The 23790-nt window shown below is 57.0% G+C and carries 24 protein-coding genes; 15 read left to right on the top strand and 9 right to left on the bottom strand.

Features of this window, described 5'->3' with window-relative positions:
* Positions 1-12: 12 nt before the first annotated feature.
* Positions 13-351, bottom strand: a complete 339-nt coding sequence (locus AC2FIT_RS01735) for a P-II family nitrogen regulator (RefSeq protein ID WP_068331988.1) — start codon at positions 349-351, stop codon at positions 13-15.
* 171 nt (positions 352-522) lie between these two features.
* Here AC2FIT_RS01735 and AC2FIT_RS01730 point away from each other — a divergent pair, with 171 nt between their 5' ends.
* From AC2FIT_RS01730 to tig, 3 genes are all read left to right on the top strand, one after another.
* Positions 523-2103 carry an NAD(P)H-hydrate dehydratase gene (locus tag AC2FIT_RS01730; protein ID WP_496826038.1) on the top strand — a complete coding sequence of 527 codons (1581 nt, stop codon included), beginning with the start codon at positions 523-525 and terminating at the stop codon, positions 2101-2103.
* Between the two features lie 295 nt (positions 2104-2398).
* A complete protein-coding gene (locus AC2FIT_RS01725) occupies positions 2399-3523 on the top strand; it encodes a porin (RefSeq protein WP_496826036.1) in 1125 nt (374 codons plus the stop codon).
* A 183-nt stretch (positions 3524-3706) separates the two neighbouring features.
* Positions 3707-5038, top strand: coding sequence for a trigger factor (gene tig / locus AC2FIT_RS01720; protein ID WP_496826497.1), 1332 nt, complete (start codon positions 3707-3709; stop codon positions 5036-5038).
* A 97-nt stretch (positions 5039-5135) separates the two neighbouring features.
* Here tig and AC2FIT_RS01715 read toward each other — a convergent pair whose 3' ends face one another.
* The 6 genes from AC2FIT_RS01715 to rpsF all read right to left on the bottom strand — a co-directional run bounded on the left by AC2FIT_RS01715 (position 5136) and on the right by rpsF (position 8896).
* Entirely contained in the window at positions 5136-5984 is an 849-nt protein-coding gene (locus AC2FIT_RS01715; protein ID WP_496826034.1) for an acyl-homoserine-lactone synthase, read from the bottom strand.
* Positions 5985-6082: 98 nt separating this feature from the next.
* Positions 6083-6784, bottom strand: a complete 702-nt coding sequence (locus tag AC2FIT_RS01710; RefSeq protein ID WP_496826032.1) for a LuxR family transcriptional regulator — start codon at positions 6782-6784, stop codon at positions 6083-6085.
* A 234-nt stretch (positions 6785-7018) separates the two neighbouring features.
* A complete protein-coding gene (locus tag AC2FIT_RS01705; RefSeq protein WP_496826495.1) occupies positions 7019-7459 on the bottom strand; it encodes a transglycosylase SLT domain-containing protein in 441 nt (146 codons plus the stop codon).
* Positions 7460-7652: 193 nt separating this feature from the next.
* Complete coding sequence (gene rplI / locus AC2FIT_RS01700) at positions 7653-8276, bottom strand: 50S ribosomal protein L9 (protein WP_496826030.1); 624 nt, start codon at positions 8274-8276, stop codon at positions 7653-7655.
* An 11-nt stretch (positions 8277-8287) separates the two neighbouring features.
* Positions 8288-8515: a 30S ribosomal protein S18 gene (gene rpsR, locus AC2FIT_RS01695; protein WP_005982441.1), complete on the bottom strand. Its 228-nt coding sequence runs from the start codon at positions 8513-8515 to the stop codon at positions 8288-8290.
* A gap of 27 nt (positions 8516-8542) precedes the next feature.
* Positions 8543-8896 carry a 30S ribosomal protein S6 gene (gene rpsF / locus AC2FIT_RS01690; RefSeq protein WP_170349078.1) on the bottom strand — a complete coding sequence of 118 codons (354 nt, stop codon included), beginning with the start codon at positions 8894-8896 and terminating at the stop codon, positions 8543-8545.
* 285 nt (positions 8897-9181) lie between these two features.
* On the opposite strand from rpsF, the gene AC2FIT_RS01685 reads away from it, so the two are divergent.
* Both AC2FIT_RS01685 and AC2FIT_RS01680 read left to right on the top strand, forming a co-directional pair.
* The gene (locus AC2FIT_RS01685; protein WP_496826027.1) at positions 9182-9700 is read left to right on the top strand and encodes a hypothetical protein; all 519 of its coding nucleotides are present in this window, start codon (positions 9182-9184) and stop codon (positions 9698-9700) included.
* Between the two features lie 127 nt (positions 9701-9827).
* Positions 9828-10412, top strand: coding sequence for a YceI family protein (locus AC2FIT_RS01680; RefSeq protein ID WP_496826025.1), 585 nt, complete (start codon positions 9828-9830; stop codon positions 10410-10412).
* 57 nt (positions 10413-10469) lie between these two features.
* On the opposite strand, the gene AC2FIT_RS01675 is transcribed toward AC2FIT_RS01680, so the two are convergent.
* The gene (locus tag AC2FIT_RS01675; protein ID WP_496826023.1) at positions 10470-11696 is read right to left on the bottom strand and encodes a cytochrome b/b6 domain-containing protein; all 1227 of its coding nucleotides are present in this window, start codon (positions 11694-11696) and stop codon (positions 10470-10472) included.
* A gap of 170 nt (positions 11697-11866) precedes the next feature.
* Between AC2FIT_RS01675 and fabD the strand changes: the two genes are divergently transcribed.
* The 7 genes from fabD (at position 11867) to mltG (ending at position 18187) form a co-directional block, all read left to right on the top strand.
* The gene (gene fabD / locus AC2FIT_RS01670; RefSeq protein WP_496826021.1) at positions 11867-12805 is read left to right on the top strand and encodes an ACP S-malonyltransferase; all 939 of its coding nucleotides are present in this window, start codon (positions 11867-11869) and stop codon (positions 12803-12805) included.
* A 39-nt stretch (positions 12806-12844) separates the two neighbouring features.
* Entirely contained in the window at positions 12845-13582 is a 738-nt protein-coding gene (gene fabG, locus AC2FIT_RS01665) for a 3-oxoacyl-[acyl-carrier-protein] reductase (RefSeq protein ID WP_496826019.1), read from the top strand.
* A 208-nt stretch (positions 13583-13790) separates the two neighbouring features.
* Positions 13791-14024: an acyl carrier protein gene (locus AC2FIT_RS01660; RefSeq protein WP_008756330.1), complete on the top strand. Its 234-nt coding sequence runs from the start codon at positions 13791-13793 to the stop codon at positions 14022-14024.
* 137 nt (positions 14025-14161) lie between these two features.
* On the top strand, positions 14162-14701 hold the full coding sequence (locus AC2FIT_RS01655) for a GNAT family N-acetyltransferase (protein ID WP_496826017.1): 540 nt from the start codon (positions 14162-14164) through the stop codon (positions 14699-14701).
* Positions 14702-14819: 118 nt separating this feature from the next.
* Positions 14820-15563 (top strand): 1-(5-phosphoribosyl)-5-[(5-phosphoribosylamino)methylideneamino]imidazole-4-carboxamide isomerase, encoded by a 744-nt coding sequence (locus tag AC2FIT_RS01650; RefSeq protein ID WP_496826015.1) that lies wholly within the window; start codon positions 14820-14822, stop codon positions 15561-15563.
* 197 nt (positions 15564-15760) lie between these two features.
* Entirely contained in the window at positions 15761-17026 is a 1266-nt protein-coding gene (fabF, locus tag AC2FIT_RS01645) for a beta-ketoacyl-ACP synthase II (protein ID WP_496826014.1), read from the top strand.
* Positions 17027-18187 (top strand): endolytic transglycosylase MltG, encoded by a 1161-nt coding sequence (gene mltG / locus AC2FIT_RS01640; protein WP_496826012.1) that lies wholly within the window; start codon positions 17027-17029, stop codon positions 18185-18187.
* A 40-nt stretch (positions 18188-18227) separates the two neighbouring features.
* Here the strand turns inward: mltG and AC2FIT_RS01635 are convergent, their stop codons facing one another.
* Positions 18228-19487 (bottom strand): DEAD/DEAH box helicase, encoded by a 1260-nt coding sequence (locus AC2FIT_RS01635; RefSeq protein WP_496826010.1) that lies wholly within the window; start codon positions 19485-19487, stop codon positions 18228-18230.
* 919 nt (positions 19488-20406) lie between these two features.
* On the opposite strand from AC2FIT_RS01635, the gene AC2FIT_RS01630 reads away from it, so the two are divergent.
* The 3 genes from AC2FIT_RS01630 to AC2FIT_RS01620 all read left to right on the top strand — a co-directional run bounded on the left by AC2FIT_RS01630 (position 20407) and on the right by AC2FIT_RS01620 (position 23782).
* Complete coding sequence (locus AC2FIT_RS01630; RefSeq protein ID WP_496826493.1) at positions 20407-21777, top strand: DNA-packaging protein; 1371 nt, start codon at positions 20407-20409, stop codon at positions 21775-21777.
* Positions 21778-22398: 621 nt separating this feature from the next.
* Positions 22399-23571, top strand: coding sequence for a phage portal protein (locus AC2FIT_RS01625; protein ID WP_496826008.1), 1173 nt, complete (start codon positions 22399-22401; stop codon positions 23569-23571).
* Positions 23564-23782 carry a GTA head formation protein, RCAP_rcc01685 family gene (locus AC2FIT_RS01620; protein ID WP_496826006.1) on the top strand — a complete coding sequence of 73 codons (219 nt, stop codon included), beginning with the start codon at positions 23564-23566 and terminating at the stop codon, positions 23780-23782. Before AC2FIT_RS01625 ends, AC2FIT_RS01620 begins: the two co-directional genes overlap by 8 nt.
* The last annotated feature ends 8 nt before the right edge of the window (positions 23783-23790 follow it).

Below are 23790 nucleotides of genomic sequence, written 5' to 3'. Positions count from 1 at the left end.
AGGTGTGTTCGATTACAGGGCTTCGGAACCGGTTTCGCCGGTACGAATGCGAATGGCTTGCTCAACGGGTGTGACGAAAATCTTGCCGTCGCCGATCTTGTCGGTTTTCGCAGCAGAAACGATGGCTTCGATGGCGGCGTCGACCTGATCATCGTCTAGAACGACTTCGACTTTTACCTTTGGCAAAAAATCGACAACGTATTCCGCGCCGCGATAAAGCTCGGTGTGGCCTTTTTGACGACCAAACCCTTTGACCTCGATCACGCTCAGGCCCTGGACCCCGACGTCTTGCAATGCCTCTTTCACTTCGTCCAGCTTGAACGGTTTGATGATCGCTTCGATCTTCTTCATCCCGGGCTCCCTCTCGCACTTGTCAGAATGGGACTGATCACGTCTATGATCGGTCGGCAATCTGATTGCGAAAATGGTCGTGTCCATGTGCTTGGAAATTAGGCGGCGGGTGAAATATTGATCGCCTTGCACAAAAAATAGTCACAATGGAATCGCTTTGGGGGGTTTGGAATGACAAGACTACTGACTGCCGGGCAGATGAAAGCAATCGAGGGGGCCGCGATTGACTCGGGTGCCGTGACGGGGCTGCAACTAATGGAGTGCGCAGGGCAGGGCGTTGTCGATGCGATTCTCGAGGAATGGCCAGAGCTGGGCAAGATCGGGGTCAGTAACGCGTCGGGGCAAAAGGCAAAGGGCTCTTTTGGCGCTGTCGTTTTGTGCGGACCGGGTAACAACGGGGGTGACGGGTTAGTTGTGGCGCGTCTGCTGAAGGCGCAGGGATGGACGGTTGAGGTTTTCTTATTCGGTGACCCAGACAAGCTGCCACCGGACGCGCGCGTGAATTACGAGAAATGGAGGCAGTTGGGGCCTGTCGGCGATCTGACAGCAAAAGATGCGCTTGGCGGTATTGCAGAACCGGATTTGATCATTGACGCAATTTTTGGAACCGGTTTGGTGCGGCGCATTGAGGGAGTGCTGGCACAGGTGTTGCAGTCACTTGACGCATTGATCTTGCGAAAAGCGGTCAGGCTTGTCGCAATCGATACGCCCTCGGGTCTGTGTGCGGATAGCGGCAAGTCACTCGGTACCTACTCGGGGGCTGATCTGACGGTCGCTTTTCATAGCGCCAAGCGGGGCCATTACCTCGACTGTGGTGCTGAAAAGTCGGGCCGGCTGATCGTAAAGCCGATCGGGCTGGATGAGATTTGGAATGAAAGGGCCGAAGGGCCAATATTGGAGCTTACGCAGGGCATCCCACGGTCGGTCGGCAAAAGAACTCAGACCCACAAGTACTCGTACGGGCACGCGCTGATCCTGAGCGGTGGTGCAGGCAAAACCGGTGCTGCCCGACTGGCGGCGCGCGGGGCGCTTCGTATCGGTGCGGGGCTGGTGACACTGGGGGTGCCACCAGCGGCCCAGGTGGAGGTCGCTTCGCAGGTGACTGCCATCATGTTGAAACGGGTTGAGGGCGCGGATCACCTGTCCGAAGTGTTGCAGGACGAGCGGCTGAATGCTGTGTGTCTTGGTCCCGGATTGGGGGTTGAGCGTGCGCGTGATTTGGTGCCTGCTACCTTGCAGGCCAAACGTGCAACAGTGTTGGACGCGGATGCATTGACGGCATTTGCCAGTGACCCCTCGGTCCTTTTTACGAATTTGCATGAGAATTGTGTTCTTACCCCGCATGCGGGCGAATTCGCGCGTTTGTTCCCAGATATTGCCGAGAAATTGACAGCCATGCCCGAAAAAGGCCCGGCGTTTTCCAAGGTCGACGCTACGCAGGAAGCCGCGAAGCGGGCGGGCTGCGTCATTCTTTTCAAGGGGCCGGATACTGTGATTGCTGCGCCAAACGGCCAATGTGTAATCAATGCGGCGCTCTATGCGCGTACAGCCCCTTGGTTGGCGACGGCAGGGGCCGGGGATGTGTTGGCGGGATTCGTCACCGGACTGCTTGCGCGAGGACTGACCCCGATGCAAGCGGCAGTGGTCGCGGCCTGGCTGCATGTCGAATGCGCGCGCATATTCGGTCCGGGATTGATCGCTGAAGACTTGCCCGAGCAACTGCCGTTGGTTCTAAAGGATTTGAATTTTTGATTGCCTAAGCGGGATATGGCTGATCCGTTTTGTTTTCGGCGACATTCAGCCGACAGCGTCGCCAAACAAAAAGAGGGGGCATTTGCTATGCGTTCTGACTGGGCGCAGAATTCCCCGGGGTTTGGCTTCTGCCCACTGTGAAATTCGCGGTAGATATTTGAAAAATTTTAAACAGCTATGCGCTCTGAAGGACAGGTGAGCGGGATTGGCAAACTCGCGCAGAGGGCTGCCGATCCGGTGGCGGGATCACCGCGCGGGAAGATTGTCAAAGGCAGGGATAGTAAAGGTGAGCGAAATGACCAAACAGTTTAAATGGCTTTCAACAGTGGCGATTTTAGCCGCGACAACCGCCATACCGGCAATGGCGGAACTGAAGTACGAAAACAACAGTGGTGGTTATGTTCTGCTTTATGGGCAATTCGACCCGGTGATTGTGTCCGTTGACGACGGCGAAGAGACCGAGACACGGCTGCTCGACAATGACTTGTCCAACAGCCGCGTAGGTCTGCGCTTGATGCAGCCTTATGGCAGCAACGAGTTCATGTTCCGATTTGAAACCGGTTTGGGCCTGCCAAGCACCGCAACAGCCAACCAGGATGGAACCAACACTGACGGTTGGTCACGAGAAGACATCCGGCATGTCGATTTCTCACTTGAAGGTGGGTACGGCAAGTTTTCCGCCGGTCAGGGCAGCATGGCCTCGGACGGGGCTGCCGAAACCGATCTTTCTTATGTCGGAACGGCTTTGTATTCCTTCACCAACGATGAAAATGGCGCATTTTTCTACCGTGGGTCGGACGGTATCCTAAGCGATATCACTGTCGGGGACTCAGCCGATAACTTTGATGGGGCCCGGCGCGGGCGTATCCGTTATGACACGCCTGATTTCAATGGCTTCTCTGCCTCGATCGCTTACGGACAAAACATCCTGTCCAGCAGCGATGACGACGACTACTACGACATCGCGATTTCTTACGGCAACACGTTTGCGAACGGCGTGGAGTTTGCCGCAAGCGTGGCCTACGCGGTGCGTGACTTCGACGACAGTTCCGGCGAGCGCAAAGACACGATCGCGTCTGGTTCGGTGCTGCTACCCAATGGGCTGAGTTTTACGGCCGCCCTTGGCACGCGAGACGACACAGCCGAGGGTGCCAGCGATCCGGACTATTGGTACACCAAGCTGGCCTATGAAGGCGACTGGATACCCTGGGGGAAAACAGGAGTAGGCATCGACTATTTTGACGGGTCGGATTTTAACAGCGAAGGATCAAGCACCAAGTCCTGGGGCATTGCCGTGGTTCAACGGATCGATAGCATTAATACGGATGCTTACCTGAAGTATCGGAACCATGATTTCGACGACACGGTTGATTTCGATAAGAACGAAGCCTGGGTTCTGGGCGCGCTCTGGCAGTTCTGACAAGCCTATTCAATGAGAAAAAGCGCCTCGCTGAATTACGGGGCGTTTTTTTGTTCAAATCGATGCCAAAACAAGGCTGATCCGGGCTTTGCCCCTTGCACGCGCGGGGCTGGACAAATAGAAGGCGTCAAATTTGCCCGGCGCGCCGTTTTGCGCGCCCCGAATCCTATGGGGACTACCATAATGCAGGTTACCGAGACGCTGAACGAAGGTCTGAAACGCGGCTACAATATCGTCGTTTCCGCATCTGAGCTGGATGACAAAGTCAACGAGAAATTGGTTGAAGCACAGCCTGAAGTCGAGATGAAGGGTTTCCGCAAAGGCAAGGTGCCGATGGCGCTGCTGAAAAAGCAGTTTGGCCAACGCCTGCTGGGCGAAGCGATGCAGGAAAGCATCGATGGTGCCATGAACAAACACTTCGAGGACAGCGGCGATCGTCCTGCGCTGCAACCGCAGGTCAAGATGACCAATGAAGACTGGAAAGAAGGCGACGACGTTCACGTCGAGATGTCCTATGAGGCGCTGCCCGAGATTCCGGAAGTTGATCTGAAGTCAGTCGAGCTGGAAAAGCTGGTCGTCAAAGCCGACGATGCCGCCATCGAAGAAGCGCTGAAAAGCCTGGCCGAAACCGCGCAGGATTTCAAAGCCCGCCGCAAAGGGTCCAAGGCGAAAGACGGCGATCAGGTGGTGATCGACTTTGTTGGCAAAGTGGACGGCGAAGAGTTCGAAGGCGGTTCGGCTGAAGACTATCCGCTGGTTCTGGGCTCCAACAGCTTCATCCCGGGCTTTGAAGAACAGTTGGTTGGCGTGAAGGCCGAAGAAGAAAAAGACGTCAACGTGACCTTCCCCGAAGAATACGGTGCCGAACATCTGGCAGGTAAAGACGCGGTGTTCACCTGCACCATCAAAGAGGTGAAAGAGCCCGTCGCCGCTGAGATTAATGATGAACTGGCAACAAAATTCGGTGCCGAAGATCTGGCTGCTCTGAAAACTCAGATTGCCGAGCGTCTGGAGGCGGAATACGCGGGTGCGTCACGCGCCGTGATGAAGCGTGCTCTGTTGGACGCGCTGGATGAACTGGTCTCGTTTGACCTGCCGCCGTCGCTGGTCGAAGCCGAAGCCAAGCAGATCGCACATCAGCTGTTCCACGAGGAAAACCCGGATGTGGAAGGTCACGACCACGGCGAGATTGAGCCGACTGATGAGCACAACAAACTGGCGGAACGCCGCGTGCGTCTGGGCTTGCTTCTGGCCGAACTGGGCCAGAAAGCCGAGGTTGAAGTTTCTGATGCCGAGATGACCCAGGCGATCATGAACCAGGCGCGTCAGTACCCCGGTCAGGAGCGTCAGTTCTTTGAATTCGTGCAGCAGAATGCGCAGATGCAGCAGCAATTGCGCGCACCGATCTTCGAAGACAAGGTTATCGACTACGTGTTCGAACTGGCCCAGGTCGCCGACAAAGAAGTCGGCAAAGACGACCTGCAGAAAGCCGTTGAGGCACTGGAGGAGGAGTAATCCTCTTTCACCTCCATTCGACGTTGGCAAAAAAATCGGAGCCGTCTGAAGTTAGACGGCTCCGGTGGGTGGCTTTTGAACTTATGAGGTGAGGGGGTCAGGCCTCATGAACAAAAGCACGGGGGGTACTTAGCAGAGCTGTCTTTTGCTCTGGCGTGAAGCGGTCCGAAAGGGATTCAATCAAACGCAGCACGTCGTTGACCTCGTCTTGTGTCCTTGCTGCGTGCATCTGCTCAACGAAGTATCTCTCAAGCTCGGTCAGCGGTTGATGATCTATATTGGCGGGTTTTCTGGCCTTGCGGAGTTCAAAGCGCTCTAGCGCCTGTTCGTCGGTCAAGAAGACATCATGCTCAATGCCGGCGTATTCCCGAATTCCGGAAATCCGTTCATCGGAGCAATCCATCAAAGCCGCCATTGCAACCACCTTGCCCATTGGCTTGGCCGTGCCAAGATAGTCATACGGCGCATTGCCCGAACGTTGCAGAACCCGGTTCATCACGGGATCAATCACGGCGATCGAGTCCAGAACACCGGCGGCCTTTGCATATTCGAATGAACCGATCATGACTTCGCTTGTCACATAAGATACCGAGTTCTTGCCGCGCCCACGCCCCAGGCGCTTGGTGTCGACACAGAACCGGGTTGCTTCCCAAACCTGTGAGCTGCGTACCGGTGGTTCGCCATCAAGGATCGAATTGAAGACGTCCGCAAGCATGTGTGGACCCGTGGTCTGCAACAGGCGCATACATCCGACGACTTCCCCTTCGTCGTCGATGCTGACTACATGTGCAGGATTCAGGTCGTCGAACATATCGCGTTCGCGCCCGTCTACAATGTTGACTTCCCATCCTAAACGATCCCCGAACACGCGCGCTCGAAGTTTGAACATTTCGTCCAGGACATCACTAAACATATGTTGGTTGATACCATCAATTACGATGATCATTTTCCATCCCCCTACAGTCTGGTTACCGTGGGGTTAAGGTTAACCAAACCGTAACCATAAACTATTGGGGGTATCCCGTATTTTTCGGTTTTTTTTGCTTAACCTGGGGCGATTAGACCCAAACCAATTGCCCGCCCTATGGCTTGAGGCGTGGTTAACGCGCCGAGCTTTTCACGACCGGAGCGCATATGAACCTCGACGGTTCGGTGGGAAATGGACAAAATATCGCCGATGTCCTGCTGAGATTTACCTTCGGCAACCCATTGCAGAATCTCTTTTTCACGCGTGGACAGGGCTGGCAGATAAAGTGCTTTGGCCAACAGGCCCGACTGCATGACAGTGTCATGGGCTTGCACGGCGGCCAGCTGAAGATCGGCCATTACGTGCCTTTTCAGCTTTTCCCATTCCTCATCCGAACAGTCACGAGTGACATTCAGCAACCCGCATTCCCCGTAGGGACCCCGAACAGGAACAGTTAAGCCACGGGATGTTATGCCAAAGTCGTGCGCATCCCGGAACACGGTATTAAACTTACTATCCTTCTCGAACCTGGCCCAATCTACTGGCGCAATACTGAGCGCCGACTTGTAAAGGGTCGGGTCAAAGTGGTGAAAGCCGTGGCTCCCGTAGTGGATTTTCCATTCGTCCGGATAGTTGGCATAGCCTTGTATATCCCCTTTGACCGGATTCATGGTCGCGTAAGAGGCATAGTCAAAACCAAGTTCGTCACAGACAGCACTAATGATGTCGGCGGCCGACTTATCGTTGTGATCTATTGCGGCCAAGTCTATGAGTTTCACCTGTCCAACCTTTACTCGGCGCTCTTCATCCCCAAAGCACCTTGCCCTTTTTAGTTCCGCCTACGTTGCGTCAACCTAGACAATAAACGCAAGCGAATAGTTCATTTCACACGTTCACAATGCACAGTTCCAGCGAGTAAATTATGAAAATAGACACAACTTATACGGGGTCACACGTGTTATGACGCGAACCCGCGTCGGATAGCTTCGGCTCGACACTTGGTGCGTCAGTTTCTACTCGGTTCGTAATCCGGTTTCGACCAGCATTCCACGCGCCTTGGCCTCCGGATAGTATCCTTTCGCGTAGAGAAATATCGCCCGTTTCTGATCACCGTCTGACAACATCCAGGCACCGCGCAGGTATTTTCCCGCGAATTTTAGATTTGTATCTGCATCCAATAGCCCCTGAGCGTTTCCCGAATATCCCATCGAACGCGCAGTTGCAGGAAGAATTTGCAACAGCCCGTAATACGGCTTGTTCACGGCCCAAGGACGGTGGGTGCTTTCACGGATCGCCAGTTTGTGCACAAGTTCGCGCGGCAATTCGTAATGATCGGCCCATTTATTGATTGAGGCACGAAGCTCTGGTGTTTCATTCGGATGAAGCGGGGGGACAAAAGTACTTTTCTCTGCCTTGGAAACTTCGCCGCCACCGCAGGCGGCGAGGGGGATCATAAGCAATAAAGCCATGCAAAAGCGACGGGTACGTTTTGACATTTTGATCTCCAATGAACGCCTGGGGATGATATGGAATGGTCGGATGGTCGCAAGCTTAGATATAGAAATGGGCTAAATTTTGCTCGTTATGCATGTGCAAGAAAAAAGGCCGCATGAAACATGCGGCCTTCCAAAATTCGATTAAGCCCGCTTAGGCTTTGGCTTCGCCATCCTCAGTCGGGGCTTCTTCGGATGCAACGAGTTCTTCGTCTTCCGAAGCTGCGGAACCAATATCGTCGAACAGTTCGGCGATCTCGAATTCTGCGGCTGCCTCTTCTTCGGCTGCGAGTTCCTGAATCGATTTACCCGATGCCTGAAGCTCGGCCTCTTCTTGCGAGCGGGCGACGTTCATCTTGATCTCGACTTCGACCTCGGGGTGCAGTTTGACTGCCAGCGAGTGCAGGCCCAGCTCTTTGATCGGTGCGATCAAAACGATCTGTTTCTTGTCGACGGTGAAACCTGCTTCGGTGGCGGCGTCTGCGGCGTCACGCGGCGTGACCGAGCCATACAGCGCGCCGGCATCCGATGCCGAGCGAATCACGATGAACTGCTGACCGTTCAGCTTTTCAGCCAGTGCTTCAGCTTCTTTCTTGGTTTCGAGGTTGCGGGCCTCAAGCTGCGCTTTCTGGGCTTCGAACGACGCGATGTTGGCGTCCGATGCGCTCAGCGCTTTGCCTTGTGGCAGCAGGAAGTTGCGGGCAAAGCCGGGCTTGACGTCAACGACGTCGCCCATCTGACCCAGTTTCGCAACGCGTTCCAGCAGGATAACTTGCATGTAGTCTCTCCTTACTTCACGGCGTAGGGCAGCAGGGCGAGGAAGCGGGCGCGCTTGATAGCACGGGCCAGTTCACGCTGCTTTTTTGCCGAAACGGCAGTGATGCGGGAAGGTACGATTTTGCCGCGCTCAGAGATGTAGCGCTGCAGCAGACGGGTGTCTTTGTAGTCGATCTTCGGCGCGTTGTCACCCGAGAACGGGCAGACCTTGCGGCGGCGGAAAAATGGTTTTGCGGCCATAGTTTATGTCCTTTCGTCAGGCGTTGATCAGCGGCGCTCGCGGCGGCCTTCGCGCTCATCGCGCTTCTGCATCTGGACCGAAGGGCCCTCGGCATGCTCGTCGACCTTGATGGTCAGAACGCGCATAACGTCGTCATGCAGGCGCATAAGGCGTTCCATTTCCTGAACGGCGCCGGCAGGGGCGTCGGTTTTCAGGAAGGAATAGTGGCCCTTGCGGTTTTTGTTGATCTTGTAAGCCATCGTCTTGACGCCCCAATACTCGCTTTCGACGACGTTACCGCCGTTGTCAGCCAGAACGGTGCCGAAATGTTCGACAAGGCTTTCTGCCTGCGCGTTGGACAGGTCCTGACGCGCGATCATTACATGCTCATAAAGTGGCATGTGCACTCCTGTTTCTATCAAGGCGCATTTCATAGGCGGGGCCATTTCCACCTTCGCGACCCTGCCACGAGAGGCTGCGCGATTCATGTGTTTAGCGAAGGATGGCCTCGTATACACGTTTAAGCGTGAGGGGCAAGCCCCGCCTTAGATGCCTTGGTGAAGCCGTGCTAATTCCTTTGCACTGCCCAATTCCTGACGCTTTTCGGCTCAAAGTTGTTTTTCATACCGAGGAATATCCGGACACACCGGACCCAAGACGGCAACCTGAGAAACAGGGTGAGAGATATGACCGCGATGAATACGAACGCAATCGAGGAGACCGCGAACGCTGCGAGCTATGAGAAATCTGTTCCAGTTTTGATCGCCTTTGCACCAAATTGGAAAGTCAGGATGGTTCTGGCCCGTATAGTTGGGGCTGCTTTGATCGTTATGGCCTTTTCGATGTGGCTGGTGGCTGGTTCCGCAATGGCGTCTGAAGTGTGGCCAATCAAGCTGGCTGCGTCATTGATGTTCCTGCTGGTCGGTGTCAGCCTGTTGACTATTCAACTGCTGGATGCCCGTCCGGACGCATATTTCGACCCGATTCGTCGCGAGGTCCGGGTGTTGCAAAAGAACGAAAACGGTCGCCCGCAAACAGTCCTTCGCCGGAGCTATGACACGCTGGGCGGAGCGCGTTTTGTCGAAGACCAGGTTGAGTTGTACGACGTCGACGGCAGCCTGCTGATGAAACTGCCGCTGCAATCGGCGGATGTCAGCCGGGCACTTAAAGGTCAATTAAGCGGATGCGTAACAATCTTCGCCTGAATTTTATTCTGTTCATATAGGAACAGGAGTTGTTAGCGGATGCTACTTGATGTGCTGCCCTCGGGCAGCACATTTGTGTTTTACAGCAACCCCCTCGGATTGCATCCACAAAACTGCGGAGATTATTATGAAATCTACTCTTCTGGCCGCCGCACTGGCCGTATCGGCGACATCCGTGTTTGCCAGCGCTGAAAAATACGTCCTGGACCCAAGCCACAGTCAGGTCGTCTTCAGTTATGACCACCTTGGGTTTTCGACCACGTACGGCATGTTCTCGGGATTTGAGGGCGAGATCATGTTCAATCAAGAAGATCCGGCGGCATCCAGCGTCACCGTTTCGATACCCGTGCTTGAGATGATCACCGGTTGGAAACCGCGCGAAGATCACTTCATGACCGAGGATTTCTTTGGCGCGTCCGAGGGTGATATGATCACGTTTACCTCGACCGGCATCGAGGTCACTGGCGAGGACACCGCCAACATCACCGGTGATCTGACCATGAACGGCGTTACAAAATCCGTTGTTCTGGACGCCAAACTGAACCAAGCAGCAGACCATCCGATGGCAAATAAGCCTTGGGCAGGTTTCGATGCGACTACGACACTGGTGCGCAGCGAATTCGACCTTGGCCAATTCGCACCTTTTGTTAGCGACGAAGTCGAAGTTCGGATTTCTGTCGAAGCCCAGAAGGCCGAAACTCCAGAAGGCTGAGTACGTCTGACCGAATTTGTTGGACGAAACCGCCGGGGGTCTGCCCCGGCGGTTTTCTTATGTCCCGCGCTGCGCTGTCAGGTTGACTGACACCAACACATCGAAACCCAGAGACCCCTCGGTCGGTTGCGACGTGCCGACATCAAAATCCATCCGGTTCAATTCCAGCTCACCAGACATGGTGGCGGTGTTGTCCTGCAGATCCAGCGCAAATGGAAGTGTTACGTCAACGGACTTGTCGCGTATTGTCAGCGGACCACGCGCCTCGTACCCAGTATCCGTTTTATAAAGGTCGGCTTTGAATTGGGCGGTGGGAAACTGTGCGCTGTCAAAGAAGTCAGCGCCCATAGCTTGATCAGTGACGGTTCCCAAGCTAAGCGATGTGATGGAGATTGTAACATCCACGCTACCAGCTAACCCCGGTGCAGCCGGGTCTTCAAAGGTTATTGCGGCGGTCCAGTCAGCGAAATTGCCGGTTACCGGGCTGCCCAGTTGGGTGATGGTGATCGCCAGGTTTCCATTTTGCACCTGCCAATCAGATTGCACTTCGGTCAGTTGAGCCGTGTCGCTTGCAGCGGCGGAGTGGTCCGAGAATACACCGATTGACCAGCCGCCAATCAAAACCGCACCCCAGATCATCAAAGCAGTAAAGGCCGGCGCGATCGAGTGCTGTTGCGCAGGCGGCTCAGGTGCATCCGACCGCCCGGGCAACATGCGGCGCAGGGTGCTGTCCTTATCGATCACGTGATGTTTGAGGGCTCCGGCGATATGCAGCGCCAACGAACCGGCCAGAACCCAGATAAACAGCCAGTGAAGGTTGGCCGTAACCTCGGCGACATGGGGCGACTTGGGGACAAACGACAGGGTTTGCCCAAACGGCCACAGTATTGGGGCGTACCCCTCGGCCGCGGCGTGGTGCACCCAGCCCGTCAGAGGCACCAGAACCAAAGAGGCATAGAGCATCCAGTGCACGGTCTCGGCCGCGAAGGCCTCGGGTTTGTTGTCTGCGTTCAGCAATCCGGGCTTCGTTTGCGTCACGGCCCAGAGGATACGGGCAAGGGCGATGAAAAACACTGTGACACCAACCGTTTTGTGTAGCGAAAACAGCTGCGCAGCCCGTGCAATGTCTTCCTCAGTTGTCGGGACCGAAGGGTCGCGGATTGCGTAGGCCATGTCATTGGCGATCCAACCCAGCGGCAGGGCGGTAAAGATCAACAGGGCGGTCAGCCAGTGGAACGTTTTGGTCACGCTGCCATATGCAGAGAAAGAGTTTGTCGAGGGCATCAGGGGCTCCGGACTGGTGTGGTTGGCCTAAACCTAAGGCCATGGGAACAGGACTCAATAGCGTGATGCGCACAGTCAAGGTGCCATGATGCAGAAGTCAGGCAATGCTTGTGCCGCGCCCGCAGTCGGTTTACACCCCGCGACAACCTAACGTCATCCAAGAGGTCGCAATGACACGCGCATTCGTTTTTCCCGGGCAGGGCGCCCAAACCATCGGGATGGGCAAGGCTCTGGCCGAGGCCTATCCGGCTGCTCGGGCTGTTTTTGATGAGGTCGACGAGGCGTTGGGTGAAAAACTGAGCGACCTGATCTGGGACGGTGATATTGCGGACCTTACTCTGACGCAAAACGCGCAACCCGCATTGATGGCCACGTCTATGGCGGCGATGCGTGCGCTGGAGGCCGAGGGTGTTGCAGTCACGGATGCGGCTTTTGTCGCGGGGCACTCCCTGGGTGAATACTCGGCGTTGGCCGCTGCTGGCTCATTGTCGGTTGCAGATGCGGCGCGCCTTTTGCGCACCCGTGGTCAGGCCATGCAAAGCGCGGTGCCGGTGGGTGAAGGTGCGATGGCCGCTATACTCGGTTTGGATTTGGATGCTGTGCGATCCGTGGCCGAAGAGGCCGCGCAGGGCGAGGTCTGTCAGGCCGCGAACGACAACGATCCGACACAGGTCGTGGTATCTGGTTCCAAGGCCGCAGTTGAACGCGCCGCCGAGATCGCCAAGGAAAAGGGTGCGAAGCGCGCTGTGATGCTGCCGGTCAGCGCGCCGTTTCACTGTGCGCTGATGCAGCCTGCTGCCGACGTGATGGCCGAGGCTTTGGCCGCGGTCTCAATCAAGGCACCCACGGTGCCTCTGGTTGCGAATGTGCGCGCCGAGGCGGTTACCGACCCTGATCTGATTCGCCAGTTGTTGGTCGAACAGGTCACCGGCTCGGTTCGCTGGCGTGAAAGCGTGCAATACATGGCGGCACAAGGCGTGACCGAGACATGGGAGATCGGCGCAGGTAAAGCCCTGTCTGGCATGATCCGAAAGATTGACCGCGACATCGCGGGCAAAGCCGTTGGTACACCGGAAGATGTGCAAAAGGTCCTTGAGGCCGAGTCGTAAGAATAAACGTCCCAAAGGACGAACCAAGAGGGAAACCGAATGTTTGATTTGACAGGTAAGAACGCGCTGATCACTGGCGCTTCGGGTGGAATTGGGGGCGACATCGCACGCGCACTGCATGGCGCGGGGGCGACTGTCGGGCTCTCCGGCACTCGGGTCGAGCCGCTGCAAGCACTGGCCGACGAGCTGGGTGAACGAGCGCATGTACTGCCTTGTAATCTGGGCGATGCCGAAGCTGTTGCAGCGCTGCCGAAGCAAGCGGCGGATGCGATGGGATCAGTCGACATTCTGATCAACAACGCAGGTATTACGCGGGACAACCTGTTCATGCGCATGTCGGACGACGAATGGCAGAGCGTGATTGATGTGAACCTGACAGCCACCGCCAAGCTGTGCAAAGGCGTTTTACGCGGCATGATGAAGGCGCGCTGGGGCCGGATCATCAACATCTCGTCCGTTGTTGGCGCAACTGGCAACCCCGGGCAGGCAAACTATGCCGCGTCCAAAGCGGGTATGGTCGGCATGACAAAATCACTGGCTTATGAGGTCGCAAGCCGCGGAATCACCGCCAACGCAGTCGCCCCCGGCTTCATCACAACTGCGATGACAGACAAGCTGACCGACGATCAAAAATCCGGCATCCTGGGCCAGGTTCCCGCCGGACGTATGGGCGAACCAGCGGAAATTGCTGCAGCAGTTCTGTACCTTGCCAGCCCTGAGGCGGGCTATGTCACAGGAACAACCTTGCATGTGAATGGTGGTATGGCCATGTTGTGAGCGCCAACAAGGCCGGGCGCGAAAGCGTTTGCCTTGGGCGTTGTCTGTGCTATAGGCGGCGCATACATGCAGAGGTCGACCGATTGGTCGGCCTTCTACTTTCCCGGTCTACCGGGACCCAACCGCCCGGACCGGGCAAATCAAAGCCAGCCTGAGCGGGCAAGGGCTGAACCGGGCACTACGCCCCGAAATGGAATGAGGAATAGACATGAGCGACGTCGCAGATCGCGTTAAAAAGATCGTTGTTGAGCACCTGGGTGTTGAAGAAGACAAAGTAGCAGAGAACGCTTCGTTCATCGACGATCTGGGCGCAGACAGCTTGGACACAGTTGAGCTGGTTATGGCTTTCGAAGAAGAGTTTGGCATCGAGATCCCGGATGACGCAGCCGAGACAATCCAGACTTTCGGCGACGCCGTAAAATTCATCTCGGAAGCTTCTTAAGCGCTTCGAACAGATAGAAAACGGCGTTTCCGGGCAACGGAGACGCCGTTTTTTTGTGCTTGCCCAAATTCATCCTTGCTAGGTGCCATTTCGCCAAGCACTGTTAGACCTGAGGCAAATATCCGAGCGGGCAGGGCATGATACGATCCACCCCGACCATAAACACGGCACGCTTGATGCTATGCGCAATGCGGCCCGAAGACTTCAACCGGTTCGCCGAGATTTGGCGCAACCCGTGCATCGTGCACCATATTGGCGGCAAGCCGCGGTCACGAGGCGAGGCGTGGGATTCGTTTCTTCGGAATGCGGGGCATTGGCAGATGGCCGGATTCGGGCAGTGGGCTGTATTGCAGCAATCGAATCGGTTGTTGATCGGTCAGGCTGGTTTTTTCTACGGCAATCGTGCGCTGGGCGACGATTTTGACTGCTACCCCGAGGCTGGATGGGTTCTGGTGCCCGAGGCACAGGGCCAGGGCTTGGGACTGGAAGCTGCGCAAGCCGCCCATGACTGGTTTGACCGCGTTATGCCTGGACCATTGGTCGCAATGGTAAATTCGGCCAATACCGTGTCGCAAAAGCTGGCTGACAAGCTGGGATATGTCCCGATGCGAAGCTGCGAGTACAGCGGTGCTCCGGTCGTGTTGTTGCGACGGAACGGTCCGCCGACAAGGATGTGAAGAGACCGGCAATCATGCCGCAAAATACCCTCAGTTTGCCGAAACCAGTATTCTTCGAGGTTCATCCGGCGTGTATAGTGCGCTGGATTGCAACGCGACTGGGAGAGGGAGCGGGCTCATGAGGATTTACCCGACAATGGAACTGCAGAACGGCCGGTGTGTCACGCTGGACAAGGGCCGTCTGGACAACGCAATGATCTGGCATGTGGACCCCGTTGAAACGGCGCGGGGCTGGTCGGCCGCCGGGGCCGAATGGATGCAACTGACGGACTTTGATGCGATTGAAGGACGGAATACCAACTTTGGGTTGGTTGAAGAGATCATTCGCTCGGCAGAGATGCCAGTGCAGCTGGCTGGAGGTATGCGCAGCCGCGAGCAAGTTGAGCATTGGATTGACAAAGGTGCAGGGCGAGTCGTGATTGGTACGCTTGCAGCACGAGATCCCAATCTGGTGAAAGAACTTGCCAAGTTTTACCCCGATCAGATCGTTCTGGCGGTTGATGTCTGGAGGGGGCTTGTGATGACCGACGGCTGGCGCAGTCAGAGTGCATTCACTCCGGAAGCGTTTATCCAAGCCTTCGAGAATACTCCATTTGCCGGTATTGTTGTGACCGATATCGACAGCGATATGGAAGATGTCGAGGCGCAGCTGGGGCTCATCTCGGGACTTGCGGAAAAGTCCCGAACGCCAATCATCGCCAGCGGTGTAGTGCGTACGGCGGATGACATCTCCAGGTTGGCTTATATCCCCAACATCTCAGGCGCGATTGTTGGGCGTGCGTTGTTCCGCAAAACACTTGGCCTGGCGGATGCGTTGGAAGTCGCCAAAAAGGCGCATGAGCCGGTGGCACAGTTTCAGTAAGCCAACTGCAATTCAAAACCGCCTGTTGTCGTTACCGATGACCGGCGGTTTTTTTGTCGAAAGAACCGATTTTATTGCCAAGCTTTTGCTTCGTGTGGCGAAATCGTGTCGGAGGGGAATCTGCCGTGGCTCTTGCCCCCGGACCCCGGGCCGGGGTAAGAGCGGTTCTCAAATAGGAAGCAGGCAAGAGGCAATTCATGCGCAGAGTCGTTGTAACCGGTCTGGGATTGGTCACGCCGTTGGCCAGTGGGGTTGAGGAAACCTGGTCGCGGCTGCTGGACGGAGAATCCGGTGCAGGCCCGATCACCCAGTTCGACGCCGAGGCAAGCGGGGTCACCACGACCTATGCCTGCGAAGTCCCGCGCGGCGATGGTAAGAACGGAACCTTCAACCCGGACGATTGGTTGCCGCCAAAAGAGCAGCGTAAGATCGAGGACTTTATTCTCTATTCCATCGCGGCGGCCGATATGGCCTGTCAGGATGCGGACTGGTTGCCCGAAGACGAAGAGGAGCGCCTGCGGACAGGTGTCCTGATTGGCTCTGGTATCGGCGGCCTCGGCTCCATTGCGAACACGGCCAACCTTATCAGGGACAAAGGCCCGCGCCGTGTGTCGCCGTTCTTTATTCCGGGCGCGCTGATCAACCTGGCCTCGGGCCAGGTTTCGATACGCCATGGCTTTAAAGGTCCGAACCATTCGGTGGTCACAGCCTGTTCGACCGGAGCGCATGCCATTGGCGATGCCAGCCGCATTATCCGTGCCGGTGACGCGGACGTTATGGTTGCGGGCGGCGGTGAAGGCTGCATTTGCGAGATTGGCATTGCGGGCTTTAACGCGTGTAAGGCGCTGTCGACCAAATACGCTGACGACCCCAAGAAAGCCAGCCGGCCCTATGACGTGGATCGTGATGGGTTCGTAATGGGCGAAGGTGCGGGTGTCCTGATTCTGGAAGAATACGAACACGCCAAGGCACGCGGCGCAAAGATTTACGCCGAAGTCTTGGGCTATGGCATGTCCGGTGACGCATATCACATTACGGCCCCGTCCGAAGATGGTGACGGTGCCGAACGCGCGATGCGGGCTGCGCTACGCAGTGCCGGGCTGGAGCCGAAAGATCTGGACTATATTAACGCGCACGGCACCTCAACCATGGCGGATACAATTGAATTGGGTGCGGTGGAACGCCTGCTGGGCGAACATGCGGGCGATGCGACGATGACCTCGACAAAGTCGGCCACTGGTCACTTGCTGGGTGCGGCCGGCGCGATTGAGGCGATCTTTTCGATCCTGGCGATCCGGGATCAGGTGGCTCCGCCGACGATCAACCTGGATAACCCCGCAGTCGAAACTCCGATCGACCTTGCTCCGAACGCAAAGCGCGAGCGGGACATCAACGTCGCCCTATCGAACTCGTTTGGCTTTGGTGGCACCAACGCTAGCGTGATCTTCGGGAAGGTTGGTTAAATGTGGCGGGCTTTGGCTTCGAATGCGTTGACCATTCTAGTGGTCGGCCTGTTCCTGATTGGCGGCGTGATCCTGTGGGGCCAGTCGCAGTTTAAAAGCGAAGGCCCGCTGGAAACCGCCATTTGCTTGCAGGTCAAGCGTGGCTCGAACATGACCGAGGTCAGTAAACAGCTGGAAGAGGATGGTGCTATCAGCAGCGCTGTTATCTTCCGGATGGGTGCGGATTACACCGACAAGGCTGGTCAACTGAAAGCGGGAAGCTTTCTGGTGCATGAAGGTTCGTCGATGGAGGAAATCGTCGACAAGATCACCAGCAGTGGTGCCAGCACTTGCGGTTCTGAGATCGAGTATCGGATCGGCGTAACCCGCTTGCAAACACGGGTACGCGAGTTGGACCCCGCGACACTGGACTTTGTTGAAATCGCCAATTTTGAAGTCGGAGTAGATGAAACCCCTGTGGAATACACCGAAAAGCGTCAGGATGCTGATACCCGGTACCGTGTTTCCCTTGCTGAGGGGGTGACCTCGTGGCAGGTGGTTGAAGCCTTGAAGGGAGTTGACGCGCTTACGGGTGATGTCACCGAAGTCCCGGCCGAGGGCATGCTGGCACCGGACAGTTATGACGTGAGGCCCGGAGATGACCGTGTAACTCTGCTTCAGAATATGCAGGAGAAACAGCAGCTTCGCATCAACGCGGTTTGGGAAAGCCGTCAGGACGGCTTACCGATTTCCAACCCGGAAGAGATGCTGATCCTTGCCTCAATCATCGAAAAGGAAACCGGTGTACCGCATGAGCGGGGACAGGTTGCCAGCGTCTTCGTAAATCGCCTTGAAAGGGGTATGAGGCTGCAAACAGATCCGACCGTGATCTACGGTGTCACAAAGGGACAGGGCGTATTGGGCCGTGGTTTGCGCCAGAGTGAGCTGCGCCGGGCCACACCCTGGAATACTTATGTCATTGACGGTCTGCCGCCGACGCCAATTGCCAATCCCGGTTTGGCCAGTCTTCAGGCAGCGGTGGCCCCGGAAGAGACCCGGTATGTGTTCTTTGTCGCTGATGGCACAGGTGGACACGCTTTTGCGGAAACTCTGGATGAGCATAACCGCAACGTTGCCAAATGGCGCGAGATCGAAGCGGAGAGAAACGGCTCCAACAATTAGACCACGGGCCGCGTTTCGCAACGCGGCCCTTTTCTTTTGCCTACGCGGCTGAACGTCTGCGCGGACGGCGCCGTTTGGACGCTTGCGGCTTCCTTTCCGTGTTGGTGCCCTGAGGTCGGCGGGCACGGAAACCTCCTCCGCGTTTGCGCGGGGCTTTGGGTTCTGCAACCTCAGGCATCGAGCCGCTGGCGATCGGAATCTCAATCTTCATCAGCTTTTGTATCTGGCGCAGTTGGTCCACTTCATCGGGCGCGCAAAAGGCGATGCCTTCGCCTTCACGTCCTGCGCGCGCTGTACGACCGATGCGGTGAACATAATTGTCAGGCACTTCAGGCAGGTCGTAGTTGATCACATAGGCAACGCCGGGAATATCGATACCCCGCGCGGCCACGTCTGTGGCGACCAAAATCGTGATCTCTCCGGCTCGGAATGCCTTGATCGCGCGGTCTCTTTGACCTTGGCTTTTGTTCCCGTGGATCGAAGCGGCATTGAAGCCATCGGCTACAAGACCTTTCATAAGTTTTTCCGCGCCATGCTTCGTACGGGCGAAAACCAGCGTCAGGGCATCCGTGTCTTTTGAAAGGATGTCGCGCAGTTTCCCGGGCTTTTCCGCTCGGCTGAGGAAATGCACGGATTGCGTGATCTTGTCTGCGGCTTTGCCCGGAGGTGAAACCTGCACCCTTTGTGGGTTGGACAGGTATGCTTGGCTGAGTTCTTCCATCTGCTTGGGCATAGTCGCTGAAAACAACATTGTCTGGCGCGGGGTACCCAGTTCCGGCGCAATCCGACGCAGAGCGTGGATAAAGCCCATGTCCAGCATTTGGTCGGCTTCATCCAGAACAAGGTGGCGCACTGAGCTGAGATCAACGGCGCCGCGCTCCATCAAATCGATCAGGCGGCCCGGCGTGGCGACCAGAATATCGGTGCCGCGCGACAGGAATGAGATTTGCTTGCCGATGGATTGCCCGCCGACAACGGTGGCAACGCGTAGTTTTGTCTTTTTGGTCAAATTGCGGAGGCTTTCGGCGATCTGATTAACCAATTCCCGGGTAGGGGCCAAGATCAGAGCCTTGGCCGTCTTAGGAGCGGGTTTGCCGGGCTGTGCCAGCAGATGATCAATCAGCGGCAGACCGAAAGCCAATGTCTTGCCGGTGCCGGTTTGGGCCAGTCCAAGAATATCATGGCCTTCAAGTGCCAGCGGGATCGCCTTATTTTGGATCGGCGTGGGTTGGGAAAAATTGGCGCGTTTCAGCGCGTCATTCAGGGCTGGGGCAAGGCCCAGCATGTCGAAGTCGAACAAGTGTCATTCCTTTATGATCCGCGAAGATTTATCAGTCACGGACGAGCGAGTTTGGCCACGTTTAAAACGTGACCGGCAAGGGTTACGCGTAACCTCGGGACACACAGGCGCTTCCTGTGGTGTCCGGTCGACGCGTCAAGAACCCTGCGTGATGGGGAACTGGAGTATCGTGGTGCGCTGTTCGGGCCAATAAAGCCCGTAATGCTCACGCGGCAGCGCTTTGGTTAAAGGGCACATGCGGGTTTGTCGCTGGAATGTCAAGCGGTGGTTTTTTTGATAGTGGCCGGGGGTGAGTGGACAAGTCAGTCATGCCGCCGCTAAAAATCACGCTCTGAACTACGCCAGTATCGTCTGTATCGAAAAGAACATGCAGCGAGTTGGTGGAATTGCGTGGAGCGCGTCAGGCGGTACAGGTGCGTCTTAGCGGTCCCTCGGGTTGCGCCAAGTCATAAACAGCCGCCGACACAACCAACGATTACGCTTTGTTAAGATGCCAAGTACGGTGCCCGTTGCGCCCCTGTTGCGCAAAGCATTGACTTTACGTGCTTTTCCCCGTACGAATTGTGTCATGCTAGAAGAATTGGGCAAACGGCCCCGGGGCAGCCCGGTGGCCGTTTTTCCGTTTCTCTCGTGCGGAAAAACTCACGCATGAGGTCACAGGCAAACATGACTTTGATTACCCCGGAAGAGCGGATGTCACATACGGCCGAGCTTTTGCAGTCACTTGAGACATCCATTCGCGGTTTGCGCCAGGCAGCGGAAGAACTGCGCAGGCAAATTGGCACCGGGGAGGATGCAGACCTGGCTGGTGCAGCCAAACAACTCGGGCAGCTAGAGGGGCTGATCCGAAGTTGTCAGAAAGTGGAGACAAGCTTTGTCGAACAACATCACAGACAAGCCGGAATTGCCCAAGGGGGGTATGCGCTCGACCTTGAGCGCGCTCGATTTGAAATCGGGTGCAGGTTGGCTCGCCTCCGCCGATGCTGCGGTTCGGGAAAGATTTCTGAGTGAGATCGGGGAGGGGGGGCTATGTGCCCTCCCTTTCTTGTTTGAGTTCTGGGCGCTGCCACATCAGCTTCCGCCCGAGGGTGATTGGCGATCTTGGGTAATCATGGGCGGGCGTGGCGCAGGCAAGACGCGGGCCGGAGCGGAATGGGTGCGGTCGATGGTTGAAGGGTCTTTGCCGTTGGATAAGGGTGAGGCGTGTCGCGTGGCTTTGGTCGGTGAAACCTTTGATCAGGTGCGCGACGTGATGATTTTTGGTGATAGCGGGATTTTGCAGTGTTCGCCGCCGGACCGGCGACCTGCGTGGAAGGCGTCGGAACGCAAACTGATCTGGCCCAACGGGGCCGAGGCACAGGCGTTTTCGGCGCATGATCCCGAGGGGCTGCGCGGTCCTCAATTCGATGCGGCCTGGGTGGATGAGCTGGCCAAGTGGAAGAAGGCGGGCGAGACGTGGGACATGCTGCAATTTGCTTTGCGGTTAGGTGAGCAGCCCCGCGTCTGTGTGACAACCACGCCGCGCAACGTGAAGGTTTTGAAAGAGTTGCTGGCCTCGCCGTCCACAGTGCAGACCCATGCCCCGACCGAGGCGAACAGGGCCAACCTCGCGGACTCGTTTTTGGACGAGGTCCGCGCGCGCTACGCTGGCACGCGATTGGGGCGGCAGGAGTTGGATGGCGTGCTGCTGTCGGATGCGGACGGGGCGCTGTGGACAAGTTCGATGCTGGAGGCAGCGCGGTGTGTGCGGCTGCCTGAGTTGGATCGTATCGTAGTGGCGTTGGACCCGGCGGTAACGGCGGGCTCGGATTCGGATGCTTGCGGGATCGTGGTTGTGGGCGCGCAGGTGCAGGGGCCGCCCGAAGGCTGGCGCGCCTATGTGCTGGCCGACCGCACGGTGCAGGGCGTTGGCCCGGCAGGCTGGGCGCAGGCGGCGATTGACGCGATGGATGAGTTCGGCGGTGAACGGCTGGTGGCCGAGGTCAATCAGGGCGGGCAGCTGGTGGAAGAGGTCGTGCGGCAGGTGGACCCTCTGGTCCCGTTCCGGGCGGTGCGGGCCTCGCGCGGGAAGGTGGCGCGGGCCGAGCCTGTGGCGGCGTTGTACGAGCAGGGGCGGGTGGCGCATGTCTCCGGGCTGGACGCGCTGGAGGAGCAGATGTGCCAGATGACCGCGAGGGGGTTCGAGGGGCAGGGTTCGCCCGACCGGGTGGATGCGCTGGTCTGGGCGCTGCATGAGTTGGTTGTCGGGCCTGCGGGGGCGTATCGACGGCCTAGGGTAAGGGCTTTGTAACGCCCCACACCTTCAAGAAGCCGCTGTTGCTTGGCCAAATGTCACACTAGCGAGCAGGTACTGTCAGTATTGCCCAGTGTCGCGCGTGGGCTACAGTCTTTGCCCCTTCATTTTGTCTGTCGCCGATAGCGCCGCGTTCATGCTTTGGGCAGGCTATCAGAAATGACCCGTCATTGGCAGGTTCACGAATTTCGGGATTTTCCTGGATAACCCGGCAGACATCTTCAGGCGTGGGGTAGGGCCGGACCGCATTCAACCCCGAGGCGCTGGCTTCTGTGTACTTTAGGGTTGTGGGTTCAGCCCCATAGTCCAAGTTTGGCCCAAAACACCCGCACATTGAGCAGAGCAGGACCGGGGTAAATGCTTTGAAGAATGTCATAAGAACCAACTACCTTCTGAATAACTACCATGATTTTAGGTAGAAATATTCGAAAACACATTGCACGTCTAGATTGATCTTCTTTAGCGAGAAATCGTTAGACTTGTTTCCAGATGTTCGACAGCCCTTCTTTGTGTTCCCCGTTGCCCAACCCCCGTACGCCCCATTCCCAAGCCCTAAACTTCTTTCCGTCATAACTCTTTTCAACAAGCCGGGCAGAGCGGCGGCAGAAAGGAGCACAGATGGTATTCGATTTCTTGCGTCGTGGATCGGCCGGGGAAGCGCCTGAGGCGAAGGCAAGTGCGGCGGGGCCGGTGGTGGCGTGGCAGACGGGCGGACGCGTGGCGTGGAGCCCTCGGGACACGGTGTCGCTGACGCGGACGGGGTTTTCGGGGAACCCGGTTGGGTTTCGCTCGGTCAAGCTGATTGCCGAGGCGGCGGCGGCTTTGCCTCTGGTGTTGCAGGATCGCGAGCAGCGGTACGAGACGCATCCCACGCTGACATTGTTGCGCCGTCCGAACGCAGCGCAAGGGCGGGCGGAGTTGATGGAGGCCGTGTTTGGCCAGCTTCTGTTGTCCGGCAACGCCTATATCGAGGCGGTCCAGGCCGAAGATGGGCTTCCGGTTGAACTGCACGTCCTGCGATCCGACCGGATGAGCGTGGTGCCTGGCGCGGATGGGTGGCCGAAGGCCTATGACTACAGCGTTGGAGGAAAAACACATCGTTTTCCGGCCGACGCGATCTGCCACATCAAGTCCTTCCACCCGCAGGATGACCACTATGGGTTCTCGCCCATGCATGCGGCGGCGATGGCCATTGATGTGCATAACAGCGCGTCTCGGTGGTCTAAATCGCTGTTAGACAATGCCGCGCGGCCCTCGGGGGCGCTGGTGTGGAAGGGCGGTGACGGTCACGGGGTGATGGCCGAGGATCAGTTCCGTCGCCTGTCAGATGAGATTGAACAGAACTATCGCGGCGCGCGCAATGCTGGCCGTCCGATGGTTCTGGAGGGAGGGTTGGATTGGAAGCCGATGGGTTTTTCGCCCTCGGACATGGAGTTTCAAAAGACCAAGGAAGCCGCCGCCCGCGAGATCGCGTTGGCCTTTGGGGTCCCGCCAATGCTGCTGGGAATTCAAGGTGACGCGACTTATTTGAACTATCAGGAGGCCAACCGGGCGTTTTATCGCCTGACAGTACTGCCCCTGGTGACGCGGGTGGCGGCGGCGGTGTCAGAGTGGCTCTCGGGCTTTTCTGGTGAGGATCTGATGCTGAAACCCGATCTGGATCAGGTACCGGCGTTAGCGACCGAGCGGGATGCGCAGTGGACCCGCGTCAGCAATGCCGATTTCCTGACGGATGCCGAGAAACGATCTCTGCTGGGCCTGCCGGCGCTGGCGGAGGATTCGGATGGCTGAGGGGTATCCCCCGTTTGATTGCGCGCCAGGTTTGCGCCTGGCAGCGCATGAAAGGGTGGCTGAAATCCAGCACGCGCATCTGTGCAGGAGGTTGGATCAGATCGAAGAGATGATGGAGCGGCTTGAGCGGCGGCTGTGGCTGACTGTTTACGGTGTGGCAGCCGTGATCCTTGCACAAGCGTTTCAGTCGTTTCTTTCGGTAACGCCGTGAGGTCAATG

It is taken from the genome of Ruegeria sp. YTSA135, assembly GCF_059610165.1.
Note: the sequence above shows the minus strand (reverse complement) of the source record. Positions and strands in the feature narration are given on the sequence as shown.